The organism is Sediminicola luteus, from assembly GCF_002514735.1.
Classification (GTDB): Bacteria; Bacteroidota; Bacteroidia; order Flavobacteriales; family Flavobacteriaceae; genus HQA918.
On record NZ_KZ300476.1, the window covers coordinates 634368 to 659689 of the forward strand.

Annotated in this window: 24 protein-coding genes; 17 read left to right on the plus strand and 7 right to left on the minus strand. The window is 43.6% G+C overall.

Going from position 1 to position 25322, the window contains the following annotated elements; genetic code table 11:
• Position 1 precedes the first annotated feature (1 nt).
• On the minus strand, positions 2-397 hold the full coding sequence (locus tag B7P33_RS02520; protein WP_097440376.1) for a YbjN domain-containing protein: 396 nt from the start codon (positions 395-397) through the stop codon (positions 2-4).
• 312 nt (positions 398-709) lie between these two features.
• Here B7P33_RS02520 and B7P33_RS02525 point away from each other — a divergent pair, with 312 nt between their 5' ends.
• The 3 genes from B7P33_RS02525 to B7P33_RS02535 all read left to right on the plus strand — a co-directional run bounded on the left by B7P33_RS02525 (position 710) and on the right by B7P33_RS02535 (position 3062).
• Complete coding sequence (locus B7P33_RS02525) at positions 710-1423, plus strand: helix-turn-helix domain-containing protein (protein ID WP_172435833.1); 714 nt, start codon at positions 710-712, stop codon at positions 1421-1423.
• A 99-nt stretch (positions 1424-1522) separates the two neighbouring features.
• Entirely contained in the window at positions 1523-2152 is a 630-nt protein-coding gene (locus tag B7P33_RS02530; protein WP_097440378.1) for an NAD(P)H-dependent oxidoreductase, read from the plus strand.
• Positions 2153-2417: 265 nt separating this feature from the next.
• Entirely contained in the window at positions 2418-3062 is a 645-nt protein-coding gene (locus B7P33_RS02535; protein WP_097440379.1) for a SanA/YdcF family protein, read from the plus strand.
• Between the two features lie 273 nt (positions 3063-3335).
• Here the strand turns inward: B7P33_RS02535 and B7P33_RS02540 are convergent, their stop codons facing one another.
• Together B7P33_RS02540 and B7P33_RS02545 are read right to left on the minus strand one after the other, a co-directional pair.
• Positions 3336-4403: a Cj0069 family protein gene (locus B7P33_RS02540; RefSeq protein WP_097440380.1), complete on the minus strand. Its 1068-nt coding sequence runs from the start codon at positions 4401-4403 to the stop codon at positions 3336-3338.
• 208 nt (positions 4404-4611) lie between these two features.
• Entirely contained in the window at positions 4612-6570 is a 1959-nt protein-coding gene (locus B7P33_RS02545; protein ID WP_097440381.1) for a glycoside hydrolase family 3 protein, read from the minus strand.
• Positions 6571-6633: 63 nt separating this feature from the next.
• On the opposite strand from B7P33_RS02545, the gene B7P33_RS02550 reads away from it, so the two are divergent.
• From B7P33_RS02550 to B7P33_RS02590, 9 genes are all read left to right on the plus strand, one after another.
• Positions 6634-7410 (plus strand): NUDIX hydrolase, encoded by a 777-nt coding sequence (locus B7P33_RS02550; protein ID WP_097440382.1) that lies wholly within the window; start codon positions 6634-6636, stop codon positions 7408-7410.
• A 99-nt stretch (positions 7411-7509) separates the two neighbouring features.
• On the plus strand, positions 7510-8025 hold the full coding sequence (locus B7P33_RS02555) for a GNAT family N-acetyltransferase (RefSeq protein WP_097440383.1): 516 nt from the start codon (positions 7510-7512) through the stop codon (positions 8023-8025).
• Between the two features lie 74 nt (positions 8026-8099).
• Positions 8100-8939, plus strand: a complete 840-nt coding sequence (locus tag B7P33_RS02560) for a glycosyltransferase family 2 protein (protein WP_097440384.1) — start codon at positions 8100-8102, stop codon at positions 8937-8939.
• Positions 8929-9489, plus strand: coding sequence for an L-threonylcarbamoyladenylate synthase (locus B7P33_RS02565; RefSeq protein ID WP_394341517.1), 561 nt, complete (start codon positions 8929-8931; stop codon positions 9487-9489). The genes B7P33_RS02560 and B7P33_RS02565 overlap by 11 nt, the downstream gene beginning before the upstream one ends.
• A 4-nt stretch (positions 9490-9493) precedes the next feature.
• Entirely contained in the window at positions 9494-10915 is a 1422-nt protein-coding gene (locus B7P33_RS02570) for a CCA tRNA nucleotidyltransferase (protein WP_097440386.1), read from the plus strand.
• Positions 10916-11023: 108 nt separating this feature from the next.
• Positions 11024-11989, plus strand: coding sequence for a glycoside hydrolase family 43 protein (locus B7P33_RS02575; protein WP_216359346.1), 966 nt, complete (start codon positions 11024-11026; stop codon positions 11987-11989).
• 51 nt (positions 11990-12040) lie between these two features.
• Entirely contained in the window at positions 12041-13063 is a 1023-nt protein-coding gene (locus tag B7P33_RS02580) for a COX15/CtaA family protein (protein ID WP_097440388.1), read from the plus strand.
• 19 nt (positions 13064-13082) lie between these two features.
• Positions 13083-13574, plus strand: coding sequence for an IS1096 element passenger TnpR family protein (locus B7P33_RS02585; RefSeq protein ID WP_097440389.1), 492 nt, complete (start codon positions 13083-13085; stop codon positions 13572-13574).
• A gap of 36 nt (positions 13575-13610) precedes the next feature.
• Positions 13611-14669, plus strand: a complete 1059-nt coding sequence (locus B7P33_RS02590) for a nucleoid-associated protein (RefSeq protein ID WP_097440390.1) — start codon at positions 13611-13613, stop codon at positions 14667-14669.
• A 277-nt stretch (positions 14670-14946) separates the two neighbouring features.
• On the opposite strand, the gene B7P33_RS02595 is transcribed toward B7P33_RS02590, so the two are convergent.
• Positions 14947-16029, minus strand: coding sequence for a hypothetical protein (locus B7P33_RS02595; protein ID WP_097440391.1), 1083 nt, complete (start codon positions 16027-16029; stop codon positions 14947-14949).
• A 77-nt stretch (positions 16030-16106) separates the two neighbouring features.
• On the opposite strand from B7P33_RS02595, the gene B7P33_RS02600 reads away from it, so the two are divergent.
• The 5 genes from B7P33_RS02600 to B7P33_RS02620 all read left to right on the plus strand — a co-directional run bounded on the left by B7P33_RS02600 (position 16107) and on the right by B7P33_RS02620 (position 23701).
• Positions 16107-17009, plus strand: a complete 903-nt coding sequence (locus B7P33_RS02600) for an ABC transporter ATP-binding protein (protein ID WP_097440392.1) — start codon at positions 16107-16109, stop codon at positions 17007-17009.
• A gap of 10 nt (positions 17010-17019) precedes the next feature.
• The gene (locus B7P33_RS02605; protein ID WP_097440393.1) at positions 17020-17853 is read left to right on the plus strand and encodes an ABC transporter permease; all 834 of its coding nucleotides are present in this window, start codon (positions 17020-17022) and stop codon (positions 17851-17853) included.
• A gap of 76 nt (positions 17854-17929) precedes the next feature.
• Positions 17930-20323: a T9SS type B sorting domain-containing protein gene (locus B7P33_RS02610; protein ID WP_097440394.1), complete on the plus strand. Its 2394-nt coding sequence runs from the start codon at positions 17930-17932 to the stop codon at positions 20321-20323.
• 137 nt (positions 20324-20460) lie between these two features.
• Positions 20461-22458 (plus strand): excinuclease ABC subunit UvrB, encoded by a 1998-nt coding sequence (gene uvrB, locus B7P33_RS02615; protein WP_097440395.1) that lies wholly within the window; start codon positions 20461-20463, stop codon positions 22456-22458.
• A 127-nt stretch (positions 22459-22585) separates the two neighbouring features.
• On the plus strand, positions 22586-23701 hold the full coding sequence (locus B7P33_RS02620; protein ID WP_172435834.1) for a glycosyltransferase family 4 protein: 1116 nt from the start codon (positions 22586-22588) through the stop codon (positions 23699-23701).
• A gap of 167 nt (positions 23702-23868) precedes the next feature.
• On the opposite strand, the gene B7P33_RS02625 is transcribed toward B7P33_RS02620, so the two are convergent.
• From B7P33_RS02625 to B7P33_RS02635, 3 genes are all read right to left on the minus strand, one after another.
• Complete coding sequence (locus B7P33_RS02625; protein WP_097440397.1) at positions 23869-24282, minus strand: Hsp20/alpha crystallin family protein; 414 nt, start codon at positions 24280-24282, stop codon at positions 23869-23871.
• Between the two features lie 111 nt (positions 24283-24393).
• Complete coding sequence (locus B7P33_RS02630) at positions 24394-24795, minus strand: hypothetical protein (protein ID WP_097440398.1); 402 nt, start codon at positions 24793-24795, stop codon at positions 24394-24396.
• A 152-nt stretch (positions 24796-24947) separates the two neighbouring features.
• Positions 24948-25292, minus strand: coding sequence for a hypothetical protein (locus B7P33_RS02635; protein ID WP_097440399.1), 345 nt, complete (start codon positions 25290-25292; stop codon positions 24948-24950).
• Positions 25293-25322 lie beyond the last annotated feature (30 nt).

Below are 25322 nucleotides of genomic sequence, written 5' to 3' on the forward strand. Positions count from 1 at the left end.
TTTATTTTTTTGAAAATGCAATAATTTCTGTTGAATATTCACTCAGCAACAAACTGAGGGAGTTTAAGGAAGCTTCGATCTCATTTTTGTCCAAACTACCTAGTTGTAGGGTATCCCGAAAGATTACCCCACTACCCTTTTCATCGAGTACAAAGGCCCCGTGTATGATATCACGGTTCTTTTGCAATAACTTTTTGTACACATCGCCATGGGTATGGCCCAATTCGCAAATAAATTGTTCCATGATCACAATGGGATAGGCACAACCAATGATCATATTGGTAATCCCTTCATGCTCCTTGTCTATACGCAAGATGCCTTCTTCGGGATTCTCGTATGAAATGGTATAATCGAGTTCTAACAGAAACCCTTTTAATACTTGAAAGTGGTTCTTCATTGTTGGTTATCTTTTGATGCCCTATCAAAATTTAAGACCATTATCGGTATACTTGATCCAGCATCGAATTGACTATAAATATATTGGTTCACATTCAGAAGAAAAACTAAATTAGACAAACTGTCTTATGCTCGATTTTTCTAGGGCCCAGTGAAGCCTGATTAGGTCAAATACAAAATGTTCGCGAATTATTTTGTATTATTGCTAATAACGTTAACAATATTAGAGCAAAATATTCAGTTTTGCAAATTTTATTAGCATTTTATGTCCTGCTTCGGTAAAAACATCAAAAAAATAAGGAAACTCCAAGGGATGAGCCAATTGGAATTCGGGCAGCTGTTCGATTTAAAACGGGCTACTTTGGGGGCCTATGAGGAAGGACGCAGTGAACCCAAGATCGAAACACTTATCAAAGTTGCTAACCATTTTAGCATATCGATTGACAAATTGTTGACCCAGGACCTATCTATAAACGAGCTTCTCAATTTTAGAACTGACCTGACCGGTGAAGCCCACAGCATTGAAACCAAGATGCTCAGTAAAATACCCTTGATAAGTCATGCCAATTTAGGCAAACTCAAACCCGATTCTTTTAAAAAGGACGATTTTAACCTTCAGATTGCCTTACCCTCACTTTCCGACCAGGATTATTATGCCTTTGAGGTTTTGGATGTGGCCATGAGCCAAAACAACCACGGGGTGTTTCCTAAAGATTTGGTCATTGGCAGTGTTGCCGAATTGGACAACTTGAATACTTCGGATTGGTATGTATGGATTTTGGAAGACCGTTACCTCATCCGTAAGTTCATAGCGATTACCGATGGTGACATTCAAATACAAGCCATACATAGGGGAATGCCGGAAGAACAGATCGCCATTTCGGAAGTATCCCGTCTTTTTAAGGTGAACAGTATCGTACGTCATAATTTCTCGTATGGCGAAACGGAATTGGAGACCCGACTACATCAATTGGAATCCTTGATCAAAGAAACCCCTCCCCCTAAAAAGACACCAACCCACAAATAGGGCTATCAATTCCGTTTATACCTGCCCAAGACATAAACAATCGTTAAATATGTAAAACAGCCTTTGGCCTAAACTATCTTTACACCAAAAAATAGATAGATGGGTTTATTGGAAAATCTACAATGGCGCTATGCCACTAAAAAATTCGACAACACTAAAAAAGTCTCTGAAGACGATATCACTTTTCTAAAAAAAGCCATATCGCTGGCGGCCACCTCATACGGACTCGAAGCCTACGAGGTACTTATTATTGAAAACCAAGACATCAAAGACCGATTAAAAGATGCTTCTTGGGGACAGGCCCAAGTAAGTGATGCTTCGCATGTTTTTGTGTTTTGCAACAATACCAAAATATCGAACGAATTGATCGACGCCTATATGGATCGTAAATCAAATGACCAGGGCATTGCCAAGGAAAACCTTCAGGGTTATGGCGATTTTATGAAAAACACCTTGTTGGCCCTACCCGAAGACGAGGCGGCCCACTGGACGCGGCGCCAAACCTATATTGCCGGCGGCAACCTTATGGTGGCCTGTGCCGAACTTCAAATTGACTCCTGCCCCATGGAAGGCTTTGAAGCCGAAAAATACAATGAAATCCTCGAGTTGGACAAAGATGGCCTTAACGCATGTTTGGTAGTCCCAGTAGGGTATCGTTCTGAAGAAGACAACAACCAGCATTTGCCCAAAACCAGAAAGTCGTTAGACCAAATGTTCCGTCACCTTTAAGAGACTGTTTTGAAATGTGTGATTGGAATTGTTTATAGGTCATTTTTCCTGCCTGTCGGCAGGCAGGGATGCCCTAGGAGGCAAAATTTTTAAGCATAGCAGCGTTACGGTCAAAAATTTTAACGAAATAGGGCGCAAACCTGCCAGCCGGCAGGCGGGAAGAAGTGTAAAAAAACAATTGACATATTTCAAAACAGTCTCTAAGGGCTAAATTTCTTGCAAGTAGTAATTGGAATACCGACCTTTAAGGGGTAATACCCAACGGATGCACAACTGGACAAAAAAGACACTAAAAGTACTGCTCTTCGGAGGGGTGCTTTTATTGCTTATTATCTTACTGTGCGACCGCCAAGTAAGTTCGAGTGCCAGCGGATTATTACATAACCGTATTGCCGAAACCCCAAAAAACAAGGTCGGTCTGCTATTGGGCACTTCCAAGTATTTGGTACAAGGCGGTATAAACCCCTATTTTGAATATAGGGTGGAAGCTGCCGTGGCCCTTTTCAATGCCCAAAAAATCGAGTTTATATTGGTCAGCGGTGATAATGGAAACAAAAACTATAACGAACCCCAAGCCTTTAAAGAAGAGCTCGTAAAACGTGGGATACCCGAAGACAAGATCATACTCGATTATGCGGGCTTCTCTACCTTGGATTCCGTGATACGGGCCCATAAAATTTTTGGACAGGATTCGTTTACCGTAATCTCACAGGCTTTTCACAATGAAAGGGCCATTTACTTGGCCCAAGGCCATGCCATACAGGCCATTGGTTTCAATGCCCAAGACGTACCGGCACAATACGCCCTAAAGGTTACCCTTAGGGAATATTTGGCCCGTACCAAAGCCTTTTTAGATCTCCAATTTGGCAGAGGACCTAAGTTTTTGGGCGACCCTATCGCCATACCTTAGTCTCGCGTAATCAACTTTTCGCACCCTTTAGTACATGAAAAATCCAGACAGGATAGCTATTGACTACCCCATCTGGATTCACCATCTATGGAACACTGTGTGTGTCTATTTATACCATTTCAATTTTGAGATTCAACCAATAAAAAAGCAGGGATTTTTTCTTTGGGCGAAAAAGAAAATTTAAGCATAGCCAAAGCTACGGTTCTATTTTATTTTGATGACCAAAGGTAAAAAGAACCATTTTTTATGTGGTATTTCAATGTTGAAATGGTATTATCTATTAAAGGCGGGCCAATTTTGGTTGACCACCGATTCTGCATCCAACAGGCTTAACACTTCATCCGCAATATTCTCACTCAGTTCTAAATGCGTAGTAAAACCAACACAAGAAGCATTGATCTCGCCCAATACATATTTATCTTCACCGGTTTTCTTATCGGTATCCAAGATAAAATCTGCGGTCCAGATCAAAGGCAGGTCGTAATTGCCCAACCTGCGCTGCATCATGGGCAGGGTGTTTTCGATTACCGCTACCAATTCGGGCCATTGGTCTGGCTTGTCGTAGCGGTATTTGGCACCTGAGAACAAGGTAGCGGAAAAAGCATCCGGCGTATCAGCAGGTTTTTTATGCACTACATTTACCGCCTGATCGCGCAACATCAACACACGAATCTCTCCTTCCTTGATCCTCTCCAAAAAAGGCATATCCAACAGCATGCCGTTTTCCCCCTCCAAATATTGGATACAGAACTCCAAGAACTCCTGAAGGGTCTTCTCTTCGGTATGGTTATCACGTGCTTCGGTCAGCTTTAATTTCGCCGTAAGCGGAATCGTCTTTTTGTACTTGTCGGCATCGATTACCTCTACACGCCAAATACCTTCGCCTGTAGAACCTCGGTTTTGCTTAAGAACGCGAACCCCTTTTAGTAAGCTTTTTGGAAAATTCTCTTTAAGGGCATCAAAATCATAATAGGTATACACATCTTCGGGTACCATATCGGTACCTTTTAGACGCTCTACCGAATTCTTGGCACCATAGGCCACCATGGCATCTGGGTGTGGTAGCCCCTCTACCCCATTGTTAACCAATTCGCGAAGCATTTGGAAATAACCTACCTCATTGGGCAAGTTACCCGGATTTACTCTACTGATATACGCATCGGCCTTGTTTTGCGTATGCCTATAAATTTCACCGCGATGTGCATCGTCATAAAAAACGATCTCGGCAGACCAGCCTCTCTTGTTCAACGATTCAATAATGGGTTTGGAGTCTCTGCGGTATCCATACTTCCCTTTGTCGGAACCTCCGCGAGCCTCAAAGATAACAACGTGTTTCTTCATGGTTTGATCTAAAAAAAATTACTGATTAAAGGTACCAAGCCTGCCCAATCTGAAACATGACAAAGGTCATATTTAACCCATAATTTACCTTCTGGTCACACAAAGTTTTCACACTTACCGACGATTCAAAAAGAAAGGTTGGCCCCAAGACCAACCTTCTCCACAAAAACCTGATATTCTTCAGGGTTTCAACTCATATTTTTAAGGCTCAATTGGGCAGGCCATGACCAAAGTCATACAAGGGTGCCTCTAAATCGAATGGTACATCTTCTTTTTGCGTTTGTACCGATTCCCAGCTTGAGGGTAATTGAAAGGGTAATTTACCTTCCGGTTCGCGTTTTCCGAACAATATATCGGCCAACACCCCCTCCGAGGTGCCAAATTCGGCCAGGACCGCAACGGCTTCCTTATCCAAATCGGTTAGTATCGCCGGACGCTCAAGGTTGGCCACCAGAACGGTAGGAACGGTTTCCATAACTCTCAGGTATTCGGCCTTTTCACCATCGGTAAAGAAAAGGCGCCCCTGATGAAAAAAGCGCTCTAAAAAACTATCGGTCCGTTCTTCAAATGGGGTACGTACCCGAACTAGGGCCATATCGGCTTCGGCAGGAGTCTCTACTAAGGTAGCCCAATTGGCATAGGGGCTTTTATCATCGACCCCATGTACATAAAGCTTTATGCCCGTACTCAAGGGTAGGGTTTGCCCGGAATTTTTTAATAAAACAGTAGATTTTGCTTGGGCCTTTAAACCAGCGACTCGAAAGTTCTCGGCACCAGCCACCTTTTCGGCCTTGTCCACGTCTACATATGGGTTATCGAACAAACCCAATCGGAATTTATCACGTAAAATACGGGCCACGGAAACATCGATACGCGATTCAGGTACCTCACCTGATTGTACCAATTCTACAATCATTTCTGGAATGGCTTCCCCTCCAAATTGATCGCAACCGGCATCCAACACCTTTTTTACGCGTTGTAATTCGGTTAAATGCTCTACACCCCATGCGCGCCCAGGCCCCATAAAGGTCTCGGTGATAATATTCCAATCGGTACACACCACGCCATCAAAACCTAAGGAATCCCTAAGAATTCCGGTGATAACATCTTTGTTGAAGCCAAAGGCAACATCTTCGGTGGTTTGCCCAACCGGAATACCGTAGTAGGGCATTATCTGGGCGGTTTTTGCCGGAAAGGCCCCATCTTCAAACGGAATGATATGATAGTCAAAATTATCTCCCGGATAGACCTGTTCCTTGCCATATTCGAAATGGGCGTCTTCGCCATCTTTCTGTGCCCCCCCTCCCGAAAAATGCTTGGTCATACAGGCCACACTGGTCTTGGACAAACTATCTCCCTGGAAACCCAAGACATAGGCCTTGGTCATTTGGGCCGACAGATGTGCATCTTCGCCAAAAGTACCATTATTACGACCCCAACGGGGTTCGGTTGCCAAATCGGCCATGGGATGCAGGGCCAATCTTAGGCCTACCGACAAATACTCTTGCCGGGCCATATCGCCAAACTCACGTACCAAAAGCGTATCGCGGGTGGCGGCCAAACCTAAAAAACTGGGCCACTCCGAAAAGGCCGGGGTATAAATGGCGGCACCCGGATTATTGGCCACCCCATGCCGTGGATCGGTAGCCAAGGTAACCGGTATGCCCAAACGGGTCTTTTCGGCCACCTTTTGAATGGTATTGTTGAATTTGGCCATGATGGCCGCATCGTAGGCATGAAAAGTATTAAAGCTGTTCATTTTCTTTTCCACCAACACTTCCGAAGCCCTAGGCATCATAAGCGACAACCCATCGAAAGGGGAACTGGGTATGAACGGCAAATCGACCAACTCGCCTGTATTTCGCATGCCCATCATATTAATGAACATAGTACCGGCCTTTTCCTCCAATGTCATTTGGGACACTACATCCTGAACCCGGTCTTCTATAGGGGCACGATGATCTTCATAAACATCCAAAACCCCATTTTTATTCAAATCGCGAAACGAGACCCCATCGATTTCAAGGGTAACCACCTCATCATATAACTCATCATATACCTGCCCAACCTTATAGGCACTAATGGCATAATACCCCAAAAAAAGTATCACTATCAACCCCAAGATCACCCCAAGGATCTTGGCTATTTTTTTAATGTATTTTCTCATTGTGTTTATTTTACACAATGATACAAAAAATATGGATATCCTTTTTTTATTTACTTTCGTTCCATGGAACCCTTAAACCCGTATCCACCGCGTTTTATGCTTAACGTAGACAAATTACTGCCCTGCCATTCCGTAGATTGTGTCATAATCGGTTATGATAAAGGCGCACTCAGCGTATTGGTATTGAAATGGAAAGATTTGCCCTTGTGGTCACTACCGGGCGGATTTATTAAAATAGATGAACACCTTGATGATGCCGCCCTGCGCATCTTAAAAGACCGAACCGGTTTGGATATGCCTTTCCTTACCCAGTTCCATACCTTTGGGCAAGCAGGCGGGAAACGGATGTCTGTTGAATCGGACATTAGGGAATTGATCAAAAGTAATTACCCTAGTATTGGCACATGGTTCGAAAACCGATTTATCACTACGGGCTATTTGGCCATGGTACAACCCTCGGAATGTCGTTTGGTTCCCGACGAGTTAAGTGAATCATGTGTTTGGATGCCTATTAAAGACCTACCCGAGCTGATATACGACCACAATGCCATTGTAGACCAGGCCATTGCCCATGTTAAACGACAACTGAACTACTTACCCGTTGGAAAATCATTGCTTCCGGAAACCTTTACCATGAAAACCTTCAAGTTGTTGTACGAAAGTATTCTGGGGCGAGAACTGGACCGGGCCAACTTCCAGAAGAAAATGCTCAAGTTAGGTATGCTTACACGCCGTGGTAAAGAAAACAAAGGTGGTGCCCATAAAGCCCCATATCTGTATAGCTTTGATCACGACAAATACCAAGAGCTACTCGAAAAGGGTATTGGGTTTATTCCTTAAACTTTAACCATTCAGTAGGGTAATTGGGATTTGGGTTGTTTCTGGTAAAAAACTAGACCTAATGGAGCAACGCTTGCCCAGTTATGCCATCTACTATTTGTGAGAACGAAACATTTGACTTTACGGGAACCTACTTCCGAAGATGCCCCCTTTATCCTTGAACTGGTTAACAGTGCGGGTTGGTTAAAATTTATTGGGGATAGGGGGATTCATAATCTTGAGGCCGCGCAGGGGTATATCGCGCAAATACGTAAAGACCATAAAACCCACGGCTTTGGTCTCCTGGTCATGGAAAAAACGGAAACCCGTCAGGCCATGGGGCTATGCGGTCTTTTACAAAGGGATTATTTGGAAGCCCCGGATTTGGGTTTTGCCATCCTTCCGGAGTTTAGCAAGCAGGGTTACACCTTCGAAGCCGCTACCCAAATTCTGGAATCTGAAAGAAGGAAAGGAAAACATCGCAGTATATTGGGTATAACGCTTTCTGGAAACAACCCTTCAAAAGCATTATTACGCAAACTAGGTTTTGAGGAAAGCTCCCCTGTTTGTGATCCTAAAACGGGTGATAAAAACTTGTTATATACCAAAAAACTAACATCTGACCACGAAAGCTAAACAATTGACAACATACTTTAAACTAACCCGTTTTATTGGGTATCTTTGTACAGTGCCTAGAAACACCGAACCGTATGCACGATCCTAACCGCAACATATCGGCAGTAATGATCACCTATAATGAGGTGGAACATATCGATGCCGTAATCGAAAACCTGGAGTTCGTCGATGAGATGATCATTGTAGATTCGTTCAGTAACGACGGCACGGTAGAGGCCATTGGCAACCACCCGAAAGTTACACTGATCCAACGTCCGTTTAAGAATTATACCGATCAAAAGGCCTATGCGCTATCGCAAGCCTCTAACGACTGGGTATTGTTTTTAGATGCCGATGAACGACTTACCGATGCCTTGCGCGAAGAAATTATCAAGGTCACTCAAAAACCGAACAATCCGGTGGCGGCCTACTATTTCTATCGCACTTTTATGTTTAAAAAAGAGCGCTTGCGTTTTAGCGGTTGGCAAACCGACAAGAATTACCGCTTGTTCCGAAAAAGCAAAGTACACTTCAAAGAAGATCTTATCGTACACGAAACCCTAGTGGTAAATGGTAAAAGTGCCAGCTTAAAGCATAAGCTTATCCACTTTTCCTATAAAGACTACGAAGACTACAAGGGTAAAATGCTGAAATATGGGCAAATGAAGGCGCGTCATACGGCTCATAAAAATGTGAGTCCGAACTTTTTCCATTTTTACCTTAAACCCGGCTTTAAATTTCTGTATAACTATATTTGCAGACTGGGTGTGTTAGACGGCAAAAAAGGAGTTACCATTTGTTATTTGAACGCCCTTGGGGTTTATGCCCGATATAAGGAATTAGAGCGTTTAAAGCAGCAACATGCCAAAAGCACGGAAAGCCGAGGGATCAAACCGATCCAAAAACAAAGAGACCTTAGCAGCACTGCTGCCTGAAATCCGTAAAACAGCCGAGATTATAAAGGAGGGAGGTATCGTACTCTACCCTACCGATACCGTTTGGGGTATAGGTTGCGATGCCACCAACCCGGAAGCCGTCGCCAAAATATACGCTCTTAAACAACGGGTACAGACCAAGGCCATGATTTGTTTGGTAGATAGCGAGGCGCTCTTGGAGAAACATATCCACCAGGTTCCTGATGCTGCTTGGGACCTTATTGAACTAAGTGAAAGGCCAACCACCATTATCTACGACCAACCTAAAGACCTAGCTACTAACCTCATTGGAGAAGACAACACCATAGGCATCCGGGTAGCCAGAAGCCCCTTTTGCCAATACTTGATCAATAGAATAGGTAAACCCTTGGTATCTACATCGGCCAACATTTCGGGCCAACCCACCCCAAAAACCTTTAACGATATAGATCCCGCCATTTTAAAAGGTGTAGACTATGTGGTAAATTTGCCCGACGATTCAAAAAACGCCCGCCCATCGGTTATCATTAAATTGACCAACGCAGGCGTGGTCACCATTATTAGGCAGTAGGCACATGCAGCAAGCGTTTAAAAAAGCCCTCGAAGGGCCCATATTTCAACTTATTTCCGAAGCCGCCCACGAACTTTCTTTAGACTGTTACGTGATTGGCGGATTCGTGCGTGATCTTATTTTAGAACGTGGCAGCCATAAAGATATAGATATCGTTGCCATAGGTAGTGGTATTACCCTTGCCAAAAAGGTAGCTGAAAAACTGCCTGGGCAACCCAAGGTGTCGGTTTTCAAGAATTTTGGCACCGCCATGATCAAATACCAAGATATCGACTTGGAGTTCGTGGGGGCCCGTAAAGAAAGTTACCAGCGCGATAGTCGTAAACCTATTGTGGAAGACGGCACCCTACAAGACGACCAAAACCGAAGGGATTTTACCATAAACGCCCTGGCCCTATCGTTGGGAAAAGCCGATTTCGGGGAACTATTGGATCCCTTTGATGGCCTGAAACATTTGGAAGAAAAACTGATCAAAACCCCATTGGAGCCTGGTATCACCTATTCCGATGACCCCTTACGTATGATGCGGGCCATACGTTTTGCCACCCAACTTAATTTTAACATCCACCTGCAATCTTTGCAAGCCATAACGGAGCACAAAGACCGCATAAAGATTATTTCCAAGGAACGCATTGTGGATGAGCTCAATAAAATCATTGCATCCCCTGTGCCTTCAATTGGGTTTAAACTATTGCACCAAACCGGTCTTTTGGAGTACATCTTGCCTGAACTTACCGCCCTTCAGGGTATTGAAGAAGTAGAAGGCCAACGCCATAAAGATAATTTTTGGCATACTCTTGAAGTGCTGGACAATATTGCCCCGAACACGGATAACCTTTGGTTGCGCTGGGCCGCCCTATTACACGATATCGGTAAGGCCCCAACCAAACGATTCGATAAAAAAATCGGGTGGACCTTCCATCAACATGAATTTATCGGGGCCAAAATGGTGTACAAGTTGTTCAAAAGGCTCCGACTTCCCTTGAACGACAAGATGAAATATGTGCAAAAGATGGTATTCATGAGTTCTAGGCCCATTGTTTTGGCCCAAGACCATGTAACCGATTCGGCAGTAAGGCGCTTGGTTTTCGATGCCGGGGAACATGTAGACGAACTGATGACGCTTTGCGAGGCGGACATTACCACCAAGAACCCCAAAAAACAGCGTAAATACAAGAACAACTTTAAACTGGTACGGACCAAAATAGTAGAAGTTGAGGAACGTGATCGTATCCGGAATTTTCAACCTCCAGTTAGTGGTGAAGAAATTATGAAAACCTTCAACCTAAAACCCTCCAGGGAAATCGGTTTGATCAAAGATGCCATCAAAGACGCTATTCTAGAAGGTATTATCCCTAACGAATATGAGGCCGCTCGTGAATTTATGCTTAAAAAAGGAAGAGAACTGGGCCTAGACGAAGGATAATTCCACCCAATAGGCTTTTGAGCCGTATTTTTGTTGGGAACTTTTCTAACGAGACACCCCATGAAATCCTCCTCCTTTATTTTTGTATGTGCCCTAATGGTTTTTCACATGGCCTTAGGACAACAAACGAATGACAGCATTGCCATTGCCGATATCCGTATTCGCGACCCTTTTATTCTTACCGACACGGTTAACCAACAATACTATATGTATGCCCAAACCGACAATCGCTTGGGGTTTCGTGGGCAAGACAACCAACTTAAAGGAGTAGAAGTTTACACCAGCAAAGACCTTAAAACCTGGTCTGCACCCAAAACGGTTTTACGATTACCCGACCCTTATTGGGCCAGGCATATGGTTTGGGCCCCAGAAGTACATGCCAATCAGGGCAAATACTATTTATTCGTTACCCTGACCTCTTCCGACACCCTACCTGCACCAAAAGGAATGGAGTCAAAAACCGGCTGGCCTAAATTCCATAAACGGGGCACCCAAATCTTTGTCTCGGATAGCCCTACGGGCCCATTCCGTGATTTTGAAAACAAACCCCACACCCCAACAGATTGGATGGCCTTGGATGGTACCTTGTTCGTAGAAGACGAAACCCCTTATATGATATTCTGCCACGAATGGGTGCAAATCGTAGATGGCAGCATGGATTATGTGCAACTTTCCCCCGACTTATCCACAACCATAGGGCAACCCATTAAAATGTTCAACGCCTCAGAAGCGGCTTGGTCTACCAGTAAAAAGAACAAGGTAACCGACGGCTGTTATCTGTACCGCACCAAAACCGGCAAACTGCTTATGATTTGGTCTAGTTTCGGTGAGGCCGGTTACGCTATAGGGATTGCCGAATCGGAATCGGGAAAATTGGCCGGACCTTGGAAACAACAACCGCAATTGTTGTTTCAGAAAAATGGCGGACATGGCATGTTGTTCCATAATCTTCAAGGGCAACTTACCCTGGCGTTACACCAACCCAATGGCCCAAGGGGCAAGGAACGTCTAAAACTATTCGCCATAACCAATCTAGGGGACACCCTTTCTTTAAAAAATAAGGCCAGCAACTAAAAAAACCCTGTAAAGGACGTATATTTGCCCGCGCTTTACCCCAATTGTTTTATGAACAAAAAAGACCACAAATACGTCATTTACTGGCTACTATCGGGTTGTGCCCTCATTTTTTTAATGGTGGTTATCGGTGGTATAACCCGACTGACCCATTCCGGACTTTCCATCTCGAACTACAAACTGATCTCGGGGGCCATCCCTCCTTTGAACCAAACCGAATGGGAAGCTGCCTTTGAGCTCTACAAGCAATACCCTGAATACCAAAAACTGAACTACCATTTTACCCTAGAAGACTTTAAAAGTATATTTTTCTGGGAATGGTTGCACCGTTTGATCGGTCGTGTCATCGGTCTCGTTTTCATTATTCCCTTTTTGTATTTCCTCATCCGAAAACAACTTACCAAGCCTACCCTACTTAAATCCTTGGTACTTTTAGGCATGGGCGCCTTTCAAGGCTTTATGGGCTGGTATATGGTAAAAAGTGGCTTGGTAGACCGACCCGACGTTTCCCATTTTAGACTGGCAGCCCACCTAACTACGGCCTTTATCACCTTTGCCTATAGCTTTTGGGTGGCTTTGGATTTGATCTTTCCGAACCGAAAAGAATCTACATTTAAAGGGCTTCGTAATCTTATTGGGGTGACCTTGCTCGTGCTTATGGTTCAAATTGTATGGGGTGCCTTTGTTGCCGGATTGGACGCAGGGTTTATACATAACTTTTGGCCTACCATGAGCGAAGGCCACTGGATACATGAAACCGTTTATACCGAACAAGAAGGCTTGTGGCAAAATTTCACCCAGGGCAAAAGCGGGGTACAGTTCGTACACCGATATTTGGCCTATATCGTAGTAGTATTGGTCGCCATGATAGCCTACTCGAGCAGAAAGTATGATTTGGATCGCTTACAGAAAAAAGGAGTACAGAGTGCCTTGGCCCTTACCGGACTTCAATTTGTTTTAGGTATATTCACCCTGGTATTTGCAGTTCCTTTACTCTTGGGCGTTGCCCACCAAATAGGCGCCTTTTTTTTATTGGCCGTACTAACGTTTAGCTTACACCGATTCAGTAAATAATCGGCAGAAAAATAAAAACATGATTTACAAAATACGCATCATATTAGACGCCCAGGAAGATATTTTCAGGGATATAGAAATCGAAGACAACAACACCCTGGAAGACCTACACAATGCCATTACCCAAGCTTTTGGCTTTCTTGGTCAGGAAATGGCGTCTTTCTACACTTGTGATGAAGCCTGGAACCAAGATGAAGAAATAGCCCTTTTCGATATGGGACCCAACGAAGGGGAAACCCGATTGATGCATACTACCGTATTAACCGATATCATCACCGAGGAGAGCCCGAAATTAATCTATGTGTACGACTTTTTAAGTATGTGGACTTTCTTCGTTGAGTTGGCCGATATCGTAGAGAAAGAAGACGGGCGCAGTTATCCGAACCTACTTTTTACCTTTGGTGAATTGCCCGATACCCCACCCGAGAGGCGTTTTGAGGCCGATAACCAATCTATGGAAGACCCCGACCTCGATTTTGACGAGGAAGACTTCGATGCCCAGTGGAATTAACAACGACTAGAACCCAATCAACATAGAACACTATCCATGATAAACCTGTACAGTACCCAAATAGACCATATCTCCATTCACCGTGTTGGTAACAAAAATCGCTCTGAGGGCGCTTTTCTCTCTAGCGAACCTTTTGGTTTGAATGACGAGACCACACAACTATTAAAAGAGTATTTCTTTCGTCCGTTTCGTGAAAAGGAAGAGAATTATTACCGATTCTCCCATGAGGCCGACCTCGAATTCAACGAACTTTTCCAGGCGGCTTCGGCCATTTTCCAAGATCCGGACCAGACCCATAACCAATCCAAAAAAATCGCTAGTTTTTTATACGAACAATCCAACCACCCGCATATTAAAAGTGGGGAGCTGTACGTAACCCACTTATCGAACGTAATGCTCGACAACGAAAAGGTCGATGCCATTGGTATTTTCAAAAGTGAATTGAAGTACGAATTCCTTCAGTTTGAGGAAAACGGGAATAATCTGGATATGATTATCCAAGAGGGGATCAACATCAACAAATTGGATAAAGGCTGCCTAATCTTCAATAGCGAAAAAGAAGAAGGCTATAAGGTATTATCGGTAGACAGCAACCGCTACGACACCAAATATTGGTTAGAAAACTTTTTAGGGGTCGAAGCCTTGGCCGATGAGAATTTCTACACCAAAAATTATCTGAAATTCTGTAAGGATTTTGCCAAGGACGTGGTATTACCGGCCGAAGACAAACAGCAAGAAGTTTTGTTTATGAACAAGGCGGTAAACCACTTTGCCATGAACGACAACTTTGAGGAAACCTCCTTTTTGAACGAAGTGATGGACAACCCGGAATTGATCCCCGAGTTTAAGCATTACAAAGTTGAAAAAGGGCCTAAATACAGTATTGAGGACATCTCGGAGTTCGATATCGCCAATAAAGCGGTTTCCGATGCCCGAAAGAAAATAAAGAATGTCATCAATCTGGATACCAACATCCAAATTAAAATGGATTTTATCAACCCAGAATCGGCTGAAAAATTCGTGGAAAAAGGTTGGGACGAAGAACGCCAGATGTACTACTACCTGGTGTATTTCAACAAAGAACAGAAAGATTAGGAGGTACAAGCTGCGAAGTTGGAAGTACGAATTACGAAATACCATTGCTCCTTTGGAAACCGGCATTTTAGCTTAATCCAAGATTACAACACTTCGTTTCTCCGGACTACGACTTATACCATTTCAATTTTGAGATACAACCAATAAAAAAGCAGGAATTTTTTCTTTGGGCGAAAAAGAAAATCTAAGCATAGCCAAAGCTACGGTTCTATTTTATTTTGATGGCCAAAGGTAAAAAGAACCATTTTTTAGGTGGTATTTCAATGTTGAAATGGTATTATTTTACATCTATACGATGCTCTATTATCTGTAGGGCACTTACGTTTTCATAATTGCGTTTTACAAAATCCAGGGCCAGCTCCATAATCTCGCCCATGTTTTGCGAACGCTTGAATTTCACATCGGAAGTAAGCTCGTAAATCTCTTTGCCCAATCTTTCGATATGTTCTGGCAAGGAGATTTCGTCTTCTTTACAGATTTTGATGAGTTTTGCGATACGCTTTTCATAACTCATGATCCTTTTGGCCACAATAGACCGTTCTTCCAATTTGTATTGGTCTACCGAATGCTTTTGAAGCTTTCCTTGCACCAATTGCACCATTTTCAGGTTCTCTTTAAAAAACTGTGGCCGATAGACCTTCAGCTTGCCTTCAAAACATTGCTGATCAAAATCAATCGCCCGTATCTTATATACCACATGATCAAAATCGTGGGTAGGTACTATTACATAATTATACGAACGCATATCACCCAAAAGTCGAATCATGGCCCGTTCGTTGAACTTTACGAATTCTTTGGCCAACTGGGCCTTTTCAGACTCAGAACATTTGGGTAGCATATTCTTAATGAACTCATCGCCAGGTATACCCGCAATATGCTCTTCAATCAAGGTGTCTTTATACACCAAAAAGTTCAGGTTATAAGGCGATAACATATGCTCCAATTCCAGCCCATATACCCGTGAAGCATCTGTTTTCTTTACGTAAAAATAGGTATAGTTATCATTAAGTATGTTTCGTACCTTAATGCGAAAAGGCTTGGAGTTACCAAAAGTACAGTAGTCAACAGCATCTACGTTCAGGTATTGGATAATCTCTTCCCCACCATTGGAATGCAAGATAGAATACACCTTTTTTAGACTAAGATCGATCTCTTCCCGTTCAAATTCAGAATAGTACACACGAATCCAGAGGGTATCTTCCCCTTCATCGTCATACACGGTAATGGCCCCTGCAAAACGCAATAGATCTTCATAGAATACCGGAATTTCGATTTTTCTGTTGTAATGCTCTAAATAATCATCAAGCTTAGCATTGACCGGAAAAGCCGGCTTTTTCTTGGACATTAACTTCTCTCCCATAACAAATCAAGTATTGCGCTGTAACAAATTTCGTAAATCTTCGTCAATTTGATAGGCCATTTAAAATCAACCTTATTTTGAAAACAATCTTAACGGTTAATAACCTCACAAAAAAATTCGGCTACCTAACGGCGGTAGATCGACTGACCTTTACCATTGAGAAAGGCAATGTTTACGGTATTTTGGGCCCGAACGGTAGTGGTAAATCGACCACCTTGGGTATCGTACTCAACGTAGTAAACCGTACCTCAGGCGAGTTCAGCTGGTTCGAAGGCAACACCTCTACCCATGAAGCCTTGAAAAAGGTGGGGGCCATCATTGAAAGACCCAATTTCTACCCGTATATGTCTGCCGAGCAAAACCTGAGATTGGTCTGCAAGATCAAAGGGGTCGGACATGAAAAAGTTCAAGAGAAACTGGAATTGGTCGGTCTATGGGAACGTAAAGATTCTAAATTCAAAACCTATTCGTTGGGAATGAAACAACGCTTGGCCATTGCCTCGGCCTTGTTGAACGACCCTGAAATCTTGATTTTAGACGAACCTACCAACGGATTGGACCCCCAGGGGATACACCAAATCCGGGAATTGATAAAAACCATTGCCGCACAAGGTACCACCATATTATTGGCCTCCCACCTGTTAGATGAAGTAGAAAAGGTCTGCTCGCATGTAGTTATTCTACGTAAGGGTAAAAAAATATACTCGGGCCGGGTAGATGAGATGGTAAAAAGCCATGGATTTTTTGAATTGAAGGCCAATGACACTGCCGGTCTTATGGACTGGTTACAGTCCCAAGATCGTTTTACCGCCGTAAAGCAAGAAAACGGACTCATTACCGCCAACCTTACCGGCGATTTGGACGCCCAAAGCCTAAACTCGGAACTGTTCGAAAAAGGCATAGTGCTCTCGCATTTGGTAAAACGAAAAGAAAGCCTAGAAAGCCAATTCCTTACCCTAACCGAAAACCAAGCCCAATAAAGATTCAGCCATGTTACGACTTTTACAGATAGAAGCCATTAAATTATGGAACAACAGGGCCAGCAGGGTCTTGATCATCGCCTATTTTGTTTTATTGACCACCATTGCCCTGATTGCGGCCATTAAATTCGATATCGGCCCGGTTAAATTCCACTTAGCCGAGCAAGGTATCTTCAATTTCCCTTACATCTGGCACTTTAACACCTTTATAGCCGCTTGGTTCAAATTGTTCTTGGCCGTGGTCATCGTTTCTATGATGGCCAATGAGTATAGCAACAAGACCATAAAACAAAATCTGATAGACGGATTATCTAAAAAGGAGTTTATCGGATCTAAATTTTTGACCGTACTGGTTTTTTCGGCAGTATCAACGGCTTTTGTCGCCATAATGTCCTTGATTCTAGGCTACGCCTATTCCGATTTTACCGAATTCAATGTGGTATTCCGCGACCTGGAATTCCTTTTGGCCTATTTTGTTAAGCATTTGGGCTTTTTCTCCTTTTGTCTCTTTTTGGGCATTTTGGTAAAGCGATCGGCGTTTGCCTTGGGCTTCTTGGTATTATGGCAATTTTTCGAAGGCTTCGTAAGGGGTATGGTCCGCTGGAAGGTTTTGGATTCCGATGGCACCGACACCCTGATGTCGTTCTTTCCGTTGCAATCTATGTTCAACCTGATCGACGAGCCCTTTACCCGTTTAGGCGCCGTTAAGTCGATAGCCGATCAATTAGACACTTCTTTGGAGCTCGATTATGCCGTAACCCCATTGAAACTCATTATCGTTTTGGCCTGGACTGCCTTTTTTATCTGGGCTTCCTACAAACTATTAAAGCGCAGAGATCTCTAAAGCACCCTATCGATTAATACATGTTAGTGGTCGTTTGACCCATGTACAATGGCAAGGATCCATTATCTTGTGGACCATGCCGACCAGATACTTGCTTTGTTTTTTATGGCTTTTTGGGCTACCTATCCTGTTATCTGCCCAAAGGTCAAATGATTGTATTAATGCAGTTACCGTATGCGGAAATAATGCCATTTCTTCGAACGTAACCGGTTATGGCACCCAAGAACTGAGTCAATTGACCAGTTCTTGTGTCTTCCCGGAAACCAATAGTATGTGGTTCGAGCTCAATATTGCGGAATCGGGTCAACTGGCATTTACCATTGAGCCCAATTCCAACGCCATTTCGGTAGATTATGATTTTTATATTTTCGGACCTAATCCGGAATGCGGAAACCTGAACAACCCCATTCGTTGCTCTACCACCAACCCGGAAGCGGCTGCACTCAACACCAACCATACCGGCCTTAGAAACGGGGAAAGCGACACCAGCGAAGGACCTGGGTCTGACGGCAACAGTTTTTTGGCCCCGCTTACGGTTACCTCAGGCGAGCGCTATCTGCTTCTAGTAAACCGGCCCCACGGGAACGGGGGCTTTGATTTGAATTGGTCCGGAAATCCTTTGTTTAACGATCCACCCGAAATATTGGGCGAACCTGACCCCTTGGATTTCTGCATTGCGTATGCAGGCATGGAAGTCGACTTGACCCAGAACAATCATCAAATGAGTGCCGACCCATCGTTTGCACCAGCCTTCTATACCAGCTATGCCGATGCTTTTGATGCCACCGACCCGATTGAAAACCCTAATGCGTTTATCTGGGAACATACAGCCATACAAACCATTTACATCAGAATAAATGCAGAGAATGGCTGTTTCGAAATTTTAGAACTCCCCCTAAACGCCCAAACTTTTATTTCACAAGTTTTTGCCTATAACAAATGTGACCTTAACCATAACGGCACCGAAAATTTCGAATTAAACCAAATCGCCATGGATATTGGTGCTGCACTAGCAGATGCCTCAAGTTTTCAAATTGAACTTTTTAGCGATTCCGATACAGCCGAGAACAACCTTAATCCCCTAACCCAAACGGCTTTGGAGACTGGCACTACTATCCTTTATGCCCGGATAAGCGCACAAAGTGACCCGAGTTGTTTTACTACACTACCCATTAATCTAAAGGTCATTGAAAGTCCGGTGCCGGCCGGGGCCGAACTAATACAATGCGATGTAGTCCCGAACAATTCTACCGACGGTTTAACCCAATCTGATTTAAATCAAATTTTCAAAGACCTGCTCGAACCCGACATCACCTACGAATTCTATACTTCGGATGCCAATCGAAACCAAGGCAACGTCATTGACCAGCCCCAAAACTTTACCAATACCCAGGCGTTTAACCAAACCATTTATTATCGGGTATACCTTAACGAATGTACCTTAGACGGCGACTTTATCCTAAACGTAAGCCCCACAACAGTCAGCCTAAACCCGGTGAGTCCGTTTTATGCCTGTGCTGAAAACCCATCGGAACCCGAGGCCCAAGCCACCTTTGATCTAGAGGAAATCAGAGCCCTGAACTACCCTAATCTTGAAACTTCTTTTTACACCTCCTTACACGATTTAAGTTTGGAGCAAAACGAGATTACAGGAAATCATTATAGTAGGTCCCGTACTGTTTATGTTCGGATCGAGGAAGCCAACCAGTGCCAAGGGGTAGAAGAATTCGAATTGGTGGTAAACCCAACGCCGACACCCGATTTCGCCGAACAACACATACTTTGCACCGACAACCCACCTTTACCCCTAAAAGCCCCAGCTGGCTATGATATTTACAGATGGTATAACGCCTCTAGAGAATTAATCTCGGAAAACGCCAAGGTAGAAATCACAGATACGGGTACTTATAGCCTAGAGGTAGGATATCGATATGACCAAAACAACAGTATCACCTATTGCACCACCCTTAAAGACTTTAATGTGGTGGGTTCGAACAAAGCCTTGATAAAGGATGTCGCCGTTAGCGACTTAACCGAAAACAATACCCTTTCGGTAATCGTGTCTGGTGATGGCGAATACACCTATTCGTTGGACGGTATCGTTTTTCAAAACGAACCGAATTTCGAAGATATGGAAGCTGGTATACACCGTCTTTACATAAAGGACGAACTGGGCTGTGGTATTAGTGAAAAAGATGTAGCCATTATCGGTTACCCCAAATTTTTCACCCCTAACAATGACAGTCATAACGACTTCTGGCGGATTTATGGTGTCAACAAAGATTTTAATGCCGATGCAGCCATTTATATTTTTAATAGATACGGGGCTTTGATCGCTGAAGTAAGACCTGATAGCGACGGCTGGAACGGCACTTTAAACGGCACCCCCCTGCCCGCATCGGATTATTGGTTTAAACTGCAGTTGCCCAATGGCCGAATCCATACTGGTCATTTTAGCTTGAAAAGATAAGCGGCCACCTACTTTCGAATTCCATAAGGTTTTGGTATTTTCACTATTCCTTGCCATTTTTAAGGAAATAAGGAACATCATCAAAAAACGGGACCATGGCTGTCTTTCCTATGGCCCGCGAATTACACGCTTAGCCCATGAAATTCAAGGTCGTATCTAAATTTAAACCAACGGGTGATCAGCCCCAGGCCATTGCCCAATTGGCCGAAGGTATTAAAAGTGAGGTCCCCCATCAGGTATTGCTAGGGGTTACGGGCTCCGGTAAAACCTTTACTGTGGCCAACGTAGTGGCATCGGTGCAACGCCCCACACTTGTGTTGGCACATAACAAAACCTTGGCAGCACAGTTATACTCCGAATTCAAGGCTTTTTTTCCGGAGAATGCCGTAGAGTATTTTGTTTCATACTACGACTATTACCAGCCCGAAGCCTACATTCCCACTTCGGGCACCTATATCGAAAAAGACCTTTCGATAAACGAGGATATTGAAAAATTAAGACTCAGCGCCACTTCTGCCCTATTATCGGGGCGGCGCGATGTTTTGGTTGTGGCCTCGGTTTCTTGTCTTTATGGTATCGGGAACCCTGTGGAATTCCAGAAAAATGTGATCCAAATCAAAAGGGACCAGGTAATCTCGCGCACCAAATTTTTGCATAAATTGGTCCAAAGCCTTTATGCACGCACCACCGCCGAGTTTAAAAACGGAAACTTTAGGATCAAAGGCGATGTGGTCGATGTTTTTCCGGGTTATGCCGATCATGCCTTTCGTATCCATTTTTTTGGAGATGAAATCGAGGAAATCGAAGCCTTTGACCCGTATAACAATAACGTAATCGAGAAGTATGAACAACTCAATATTTATCCGGCCAATCTGTTCGTTACCTCACAGGATGTGATGCAAAACGCCATTCATCAGATACAAGACGACATGATGAAACAGGTAGCCTATTTTAAGGAAATTGGAAAACACCTTGAAGCCAAGAGATTGGAAGAACGTACCACTTTCGACCTGGAAATGATCCGGGAACTGGGCTATTGTTCCGGTATTGAAAACTACTCCCGCTATATGGACGGCAGGGAGGCCGGCACCCGCCCCTTCTGTCTGCTCGATTATTTTCCGGATGACTTTCTTATGGTCATCGACGAAAGCCATGTCACCTTACCGCAGGTGCATGCCATGTATGGCGGTGACCGTTCCCGTAAAGAGAATTTGGTAGAGTACGGTTTTAGATTGCCGGCAGCCATGGATAACCGCCCCTTAAAATTCGAGGAATTCGAAATGTTACAAAACCAGGTACTTTACGTAAGTGCCACACCAGCCGACTACGAACTGGACTTGGCCGAAGGTGTTTTCACCGAACAGATCATTAGACCTACCGGCCTCCTGGATCCCATAATCGAAGTACGACCCAGTCTAAACCAAATCGATGATTTGATTGAGGAAATACAGCAGCGTGTTGAAATCGATGAGCGGGTTTTGATAACCACCCTTACTAAGCGCATGGCCGAAGAACTAGCCAAATACCTTACACGGATAGAAGTACGCTGTCGTTACATACATAGCGATGTAGACACCTTGGAACGGGTAGAGATTATGCAAGATTTAAGAAAAGGACTTTTCGATGTTTTGATCGGTGTTAACCTATTGCGAGAAGGACTTGACCTGCCCGAAGTATCGTTGGTAGCTATATTGGACGCCGACAAGGAAGGTTTTTTACGTAGTACCCGGTCCTTGACCCAAACCGTGGGCCGTGCCGCCAGAAACCTCAACGGAAAAGCCATTATGTATGCTGATAAAGTAACCCGAAGCATGCAAGAAACAATCGATGCTACCAATTACCGCCGGGAAAAACAGATTAATTACAATACTGAAAACAACATTACCCCAAAAGCCCTGGAAAAGGAACTGACCAACATCTTGACCAAAGAAAAGGCTGCGTATACCCCGATAGGTATGGAAAACCGTAAAGCGGCCGAACCCGACACGGCCTATTTAAGTAAGGAACAACTGGAAAAGCTAATCCGCGAAAAACGTAAACTGATGGAAGCCGCCGCCAAGGAATTGGATTTCATAGAGGCCGCCCGTTTTCGAGATGAAATCAAGCAACTAAAAGCCCAAGTAACCGAACTTTAACCTATAGGTATGCATTACGAATTCTAGCAACCGACATAAAAAGTTCATTCAAAACCGTTTTTAGTTACCCCCAAAAGTATTAGGTTTACCCCAAATTATGCGTACCCAATCTTTTAAGAATTACTGTATGAGAATTTGTATTACCCGGTCAGAAAAAAACGCCTATTCGGAAACCTTCATCCATAATCAAATAAAAACGTTTACTGAAAATGCCGATGTGGTGACCTTATATGGCGGCCGTTATCCTGAGCGAAAGGAAGATGGTTCCCTGATAAACTCTAGACTATTCTGGGCGCTTCATAAAATCGTAAAAACAGTTTTAGGACGGAACAATTTCTTTAGCGATTACGGCATGAAGAAATTCCTAAAGGAGAACAAGATCGATGTCGTTTTTGCAAATTATGGTATGCCGGCCTCCCATATGGTGGCCCCATGCAAGGCCCTGGGCATACCGCTGGTAGCCATCTTCCACGGACACGATGCCACCGATAAAAAGCTCATACAGCAATACAACAACTACAAAGATCTTTTTGCCTACGCTTCCCAAATAGTAGCCGTTTCTAGAGTAATGCAAGAAAAGCTTTTAGCCCTAGGGGCAAATCCCAAAAAACTTATCATGATACCTTATGGCGTCAAAACCGCATTTTTTAAACCAGGCCAAACCGACAAACAACCAAGTTTATTGGCCGTAGGCAGGTTTACCGCTAAAAAAGGACCTCTCTATACGATAAGGGCATTTCACCGCTTGGTACAGCAAAGGCCAGACGCCACCTTAACCATGGTAGGAAAAAAAGATGGTCTTTTTGAGGCCTGTGAAGAGTTGGCGAAAACACTTAACCTAGAAAAATCGATTCATTTTACAGGAGTGCTCACACCTGTCGAGATTGCCAATTTGATGCAAAAATCGATGGTTTTTGTGCAACACTCCCTTACTGCACCAAATGGCGACATGGAAGGTACTCCTTTAGGTATTTTAGAAGCCAGTGCGGCCGGTCTACCTGTCGTAAGTACCCTACACGGGGGTATCAGGGATGCGGTAATACATGGTAAAACCGGCTATTTAGTTGAAGAAAAAGACGAAATTGGAATGTACGAATACCTACTGGATTTGGTAAGCCACCCGGAAAAGGCAGCGGAATTCGGGGCAAATGGGCGTAAACACATTCAAGAAAACCACGAACAAGACGTACAATGGGGCAAAGTGTTGGAAGTAGTAAAAAATGCTGCCAAACCAACGGTTTAACCCTTACGAAAAAGCCCCTTTCCGATAGGAAAAGGGGCTACAACTAACTAACCAAACTAATCAATATGAAAAAGCCCTTTTCAGGGTTTTACCCATACCATCCCATTCTAAATGCCCCAACCGTATTGTAAACTGAGTAAAAAGATCGCATGGCTTTGTAGAAGTCCCTATCGCACTTCAAAAGTTCTTTTCGGCTGAACTAATTCCGCTTTTTTAGGCATATCCAACCTCAGGATACCCGCTTCATAGCTTACCCCGATTTTTTCAATATCCACGGAATCGGGTAATGAAAAACTACGTTTATATGCATAATGGGTAATTTCCCTTTTGGTATAGCGTACGCCTTCTTCGATTTTTTCCTTGTTGGCCTCCGTGGCCAGGGTCAACACCCCTTTATCTACGGTTACCTTGATATCTTCCTTTTTGCGCCCGGGCAACTCAACGGCCAAAGCAAAGGCGGAATCGGTCTCTGAAATATCCATTGGTGCCAATCGTGACTCGGTACCACCGAACCAATCCGGCTTGAACATTTCATCTAATATGGAAGGTAAAAACGCATCATTTCTCTTAACTATATTCATCTTTTGTTCTTTTAAAGGTTATACACCTCCATACAGACAAAGACAATACCATTTGAAAAACAATGTCATTATGGCATTTTTTGTATTGTGATTTATGTCATAATGACACTTTTAGTTGTAATGGGCCCGAAATATATCGATCAACACCTTGGGAGGGACAATTTTATTGGGGTATTTATGCATTATAGAAAGCACTTGGGAAATTGCTGAAGGAGGTAGCCCCATATGCAACCCCACCTGATGCAATCGCTCAACTTCTTCAGAAGAGGCATGCTCGTCTACATTCATTAAGAGCACCAATCGGTGGAAATGTAATATACGATCGGCTTGCGATTTTGGAATAACCCGTTTGGCTTCGCCATCCATAAGCTTGTTAAATGCTACTTTTGAAATACCCAAACCCTGGGCCACCCCAAGTAAAAAGTTGTATTCCGATTCTTTAATTCCCCGATCTACCCGGGCAAAGGCGATCATTTCCGAAAGTATGCCCAATTTTTCCTCATATCCATCCATAGCGATACCATAACCTATATATAACTACCTCCACTTGGTTTTCGTATACCGTTACCATACTTATCGAGGAACTACAACACCAATTCACCAGTAATGGACAAAAAAAATCCCGGCACATGACCGGGATTATCAGATTCCAAGGCTTGACTTCGTTAAGATTCCGCCGTAATCCTTACCGGTACGTTGAAAATACGACCTTCCTTAAAGTACTTTTGCTCTACCTTTTGGTAGTTAAGACGACCTTTGATAAAAGACTCTAAGGCATCATTTTCGGTATCTACGGACAAAACGACGATCTCGCGATCTTTGTTTACCGTCACCTTTACCATGGCCTTTAGGTCTTGATCTACATCAAAGTAATTGTCTTTGAGCAATTGCCCGATTTTGACACAAATACCTTTAGTGGGGCTGTTTTTTTCAATTTTACCATCGTTGGCAAAAAGACTTCCTGCGGAAAGTAGCATCGCAGCTACTAACATTAAACTAAACTTTTTCATGATTACTTGATTTAAGATTGATGTACACTA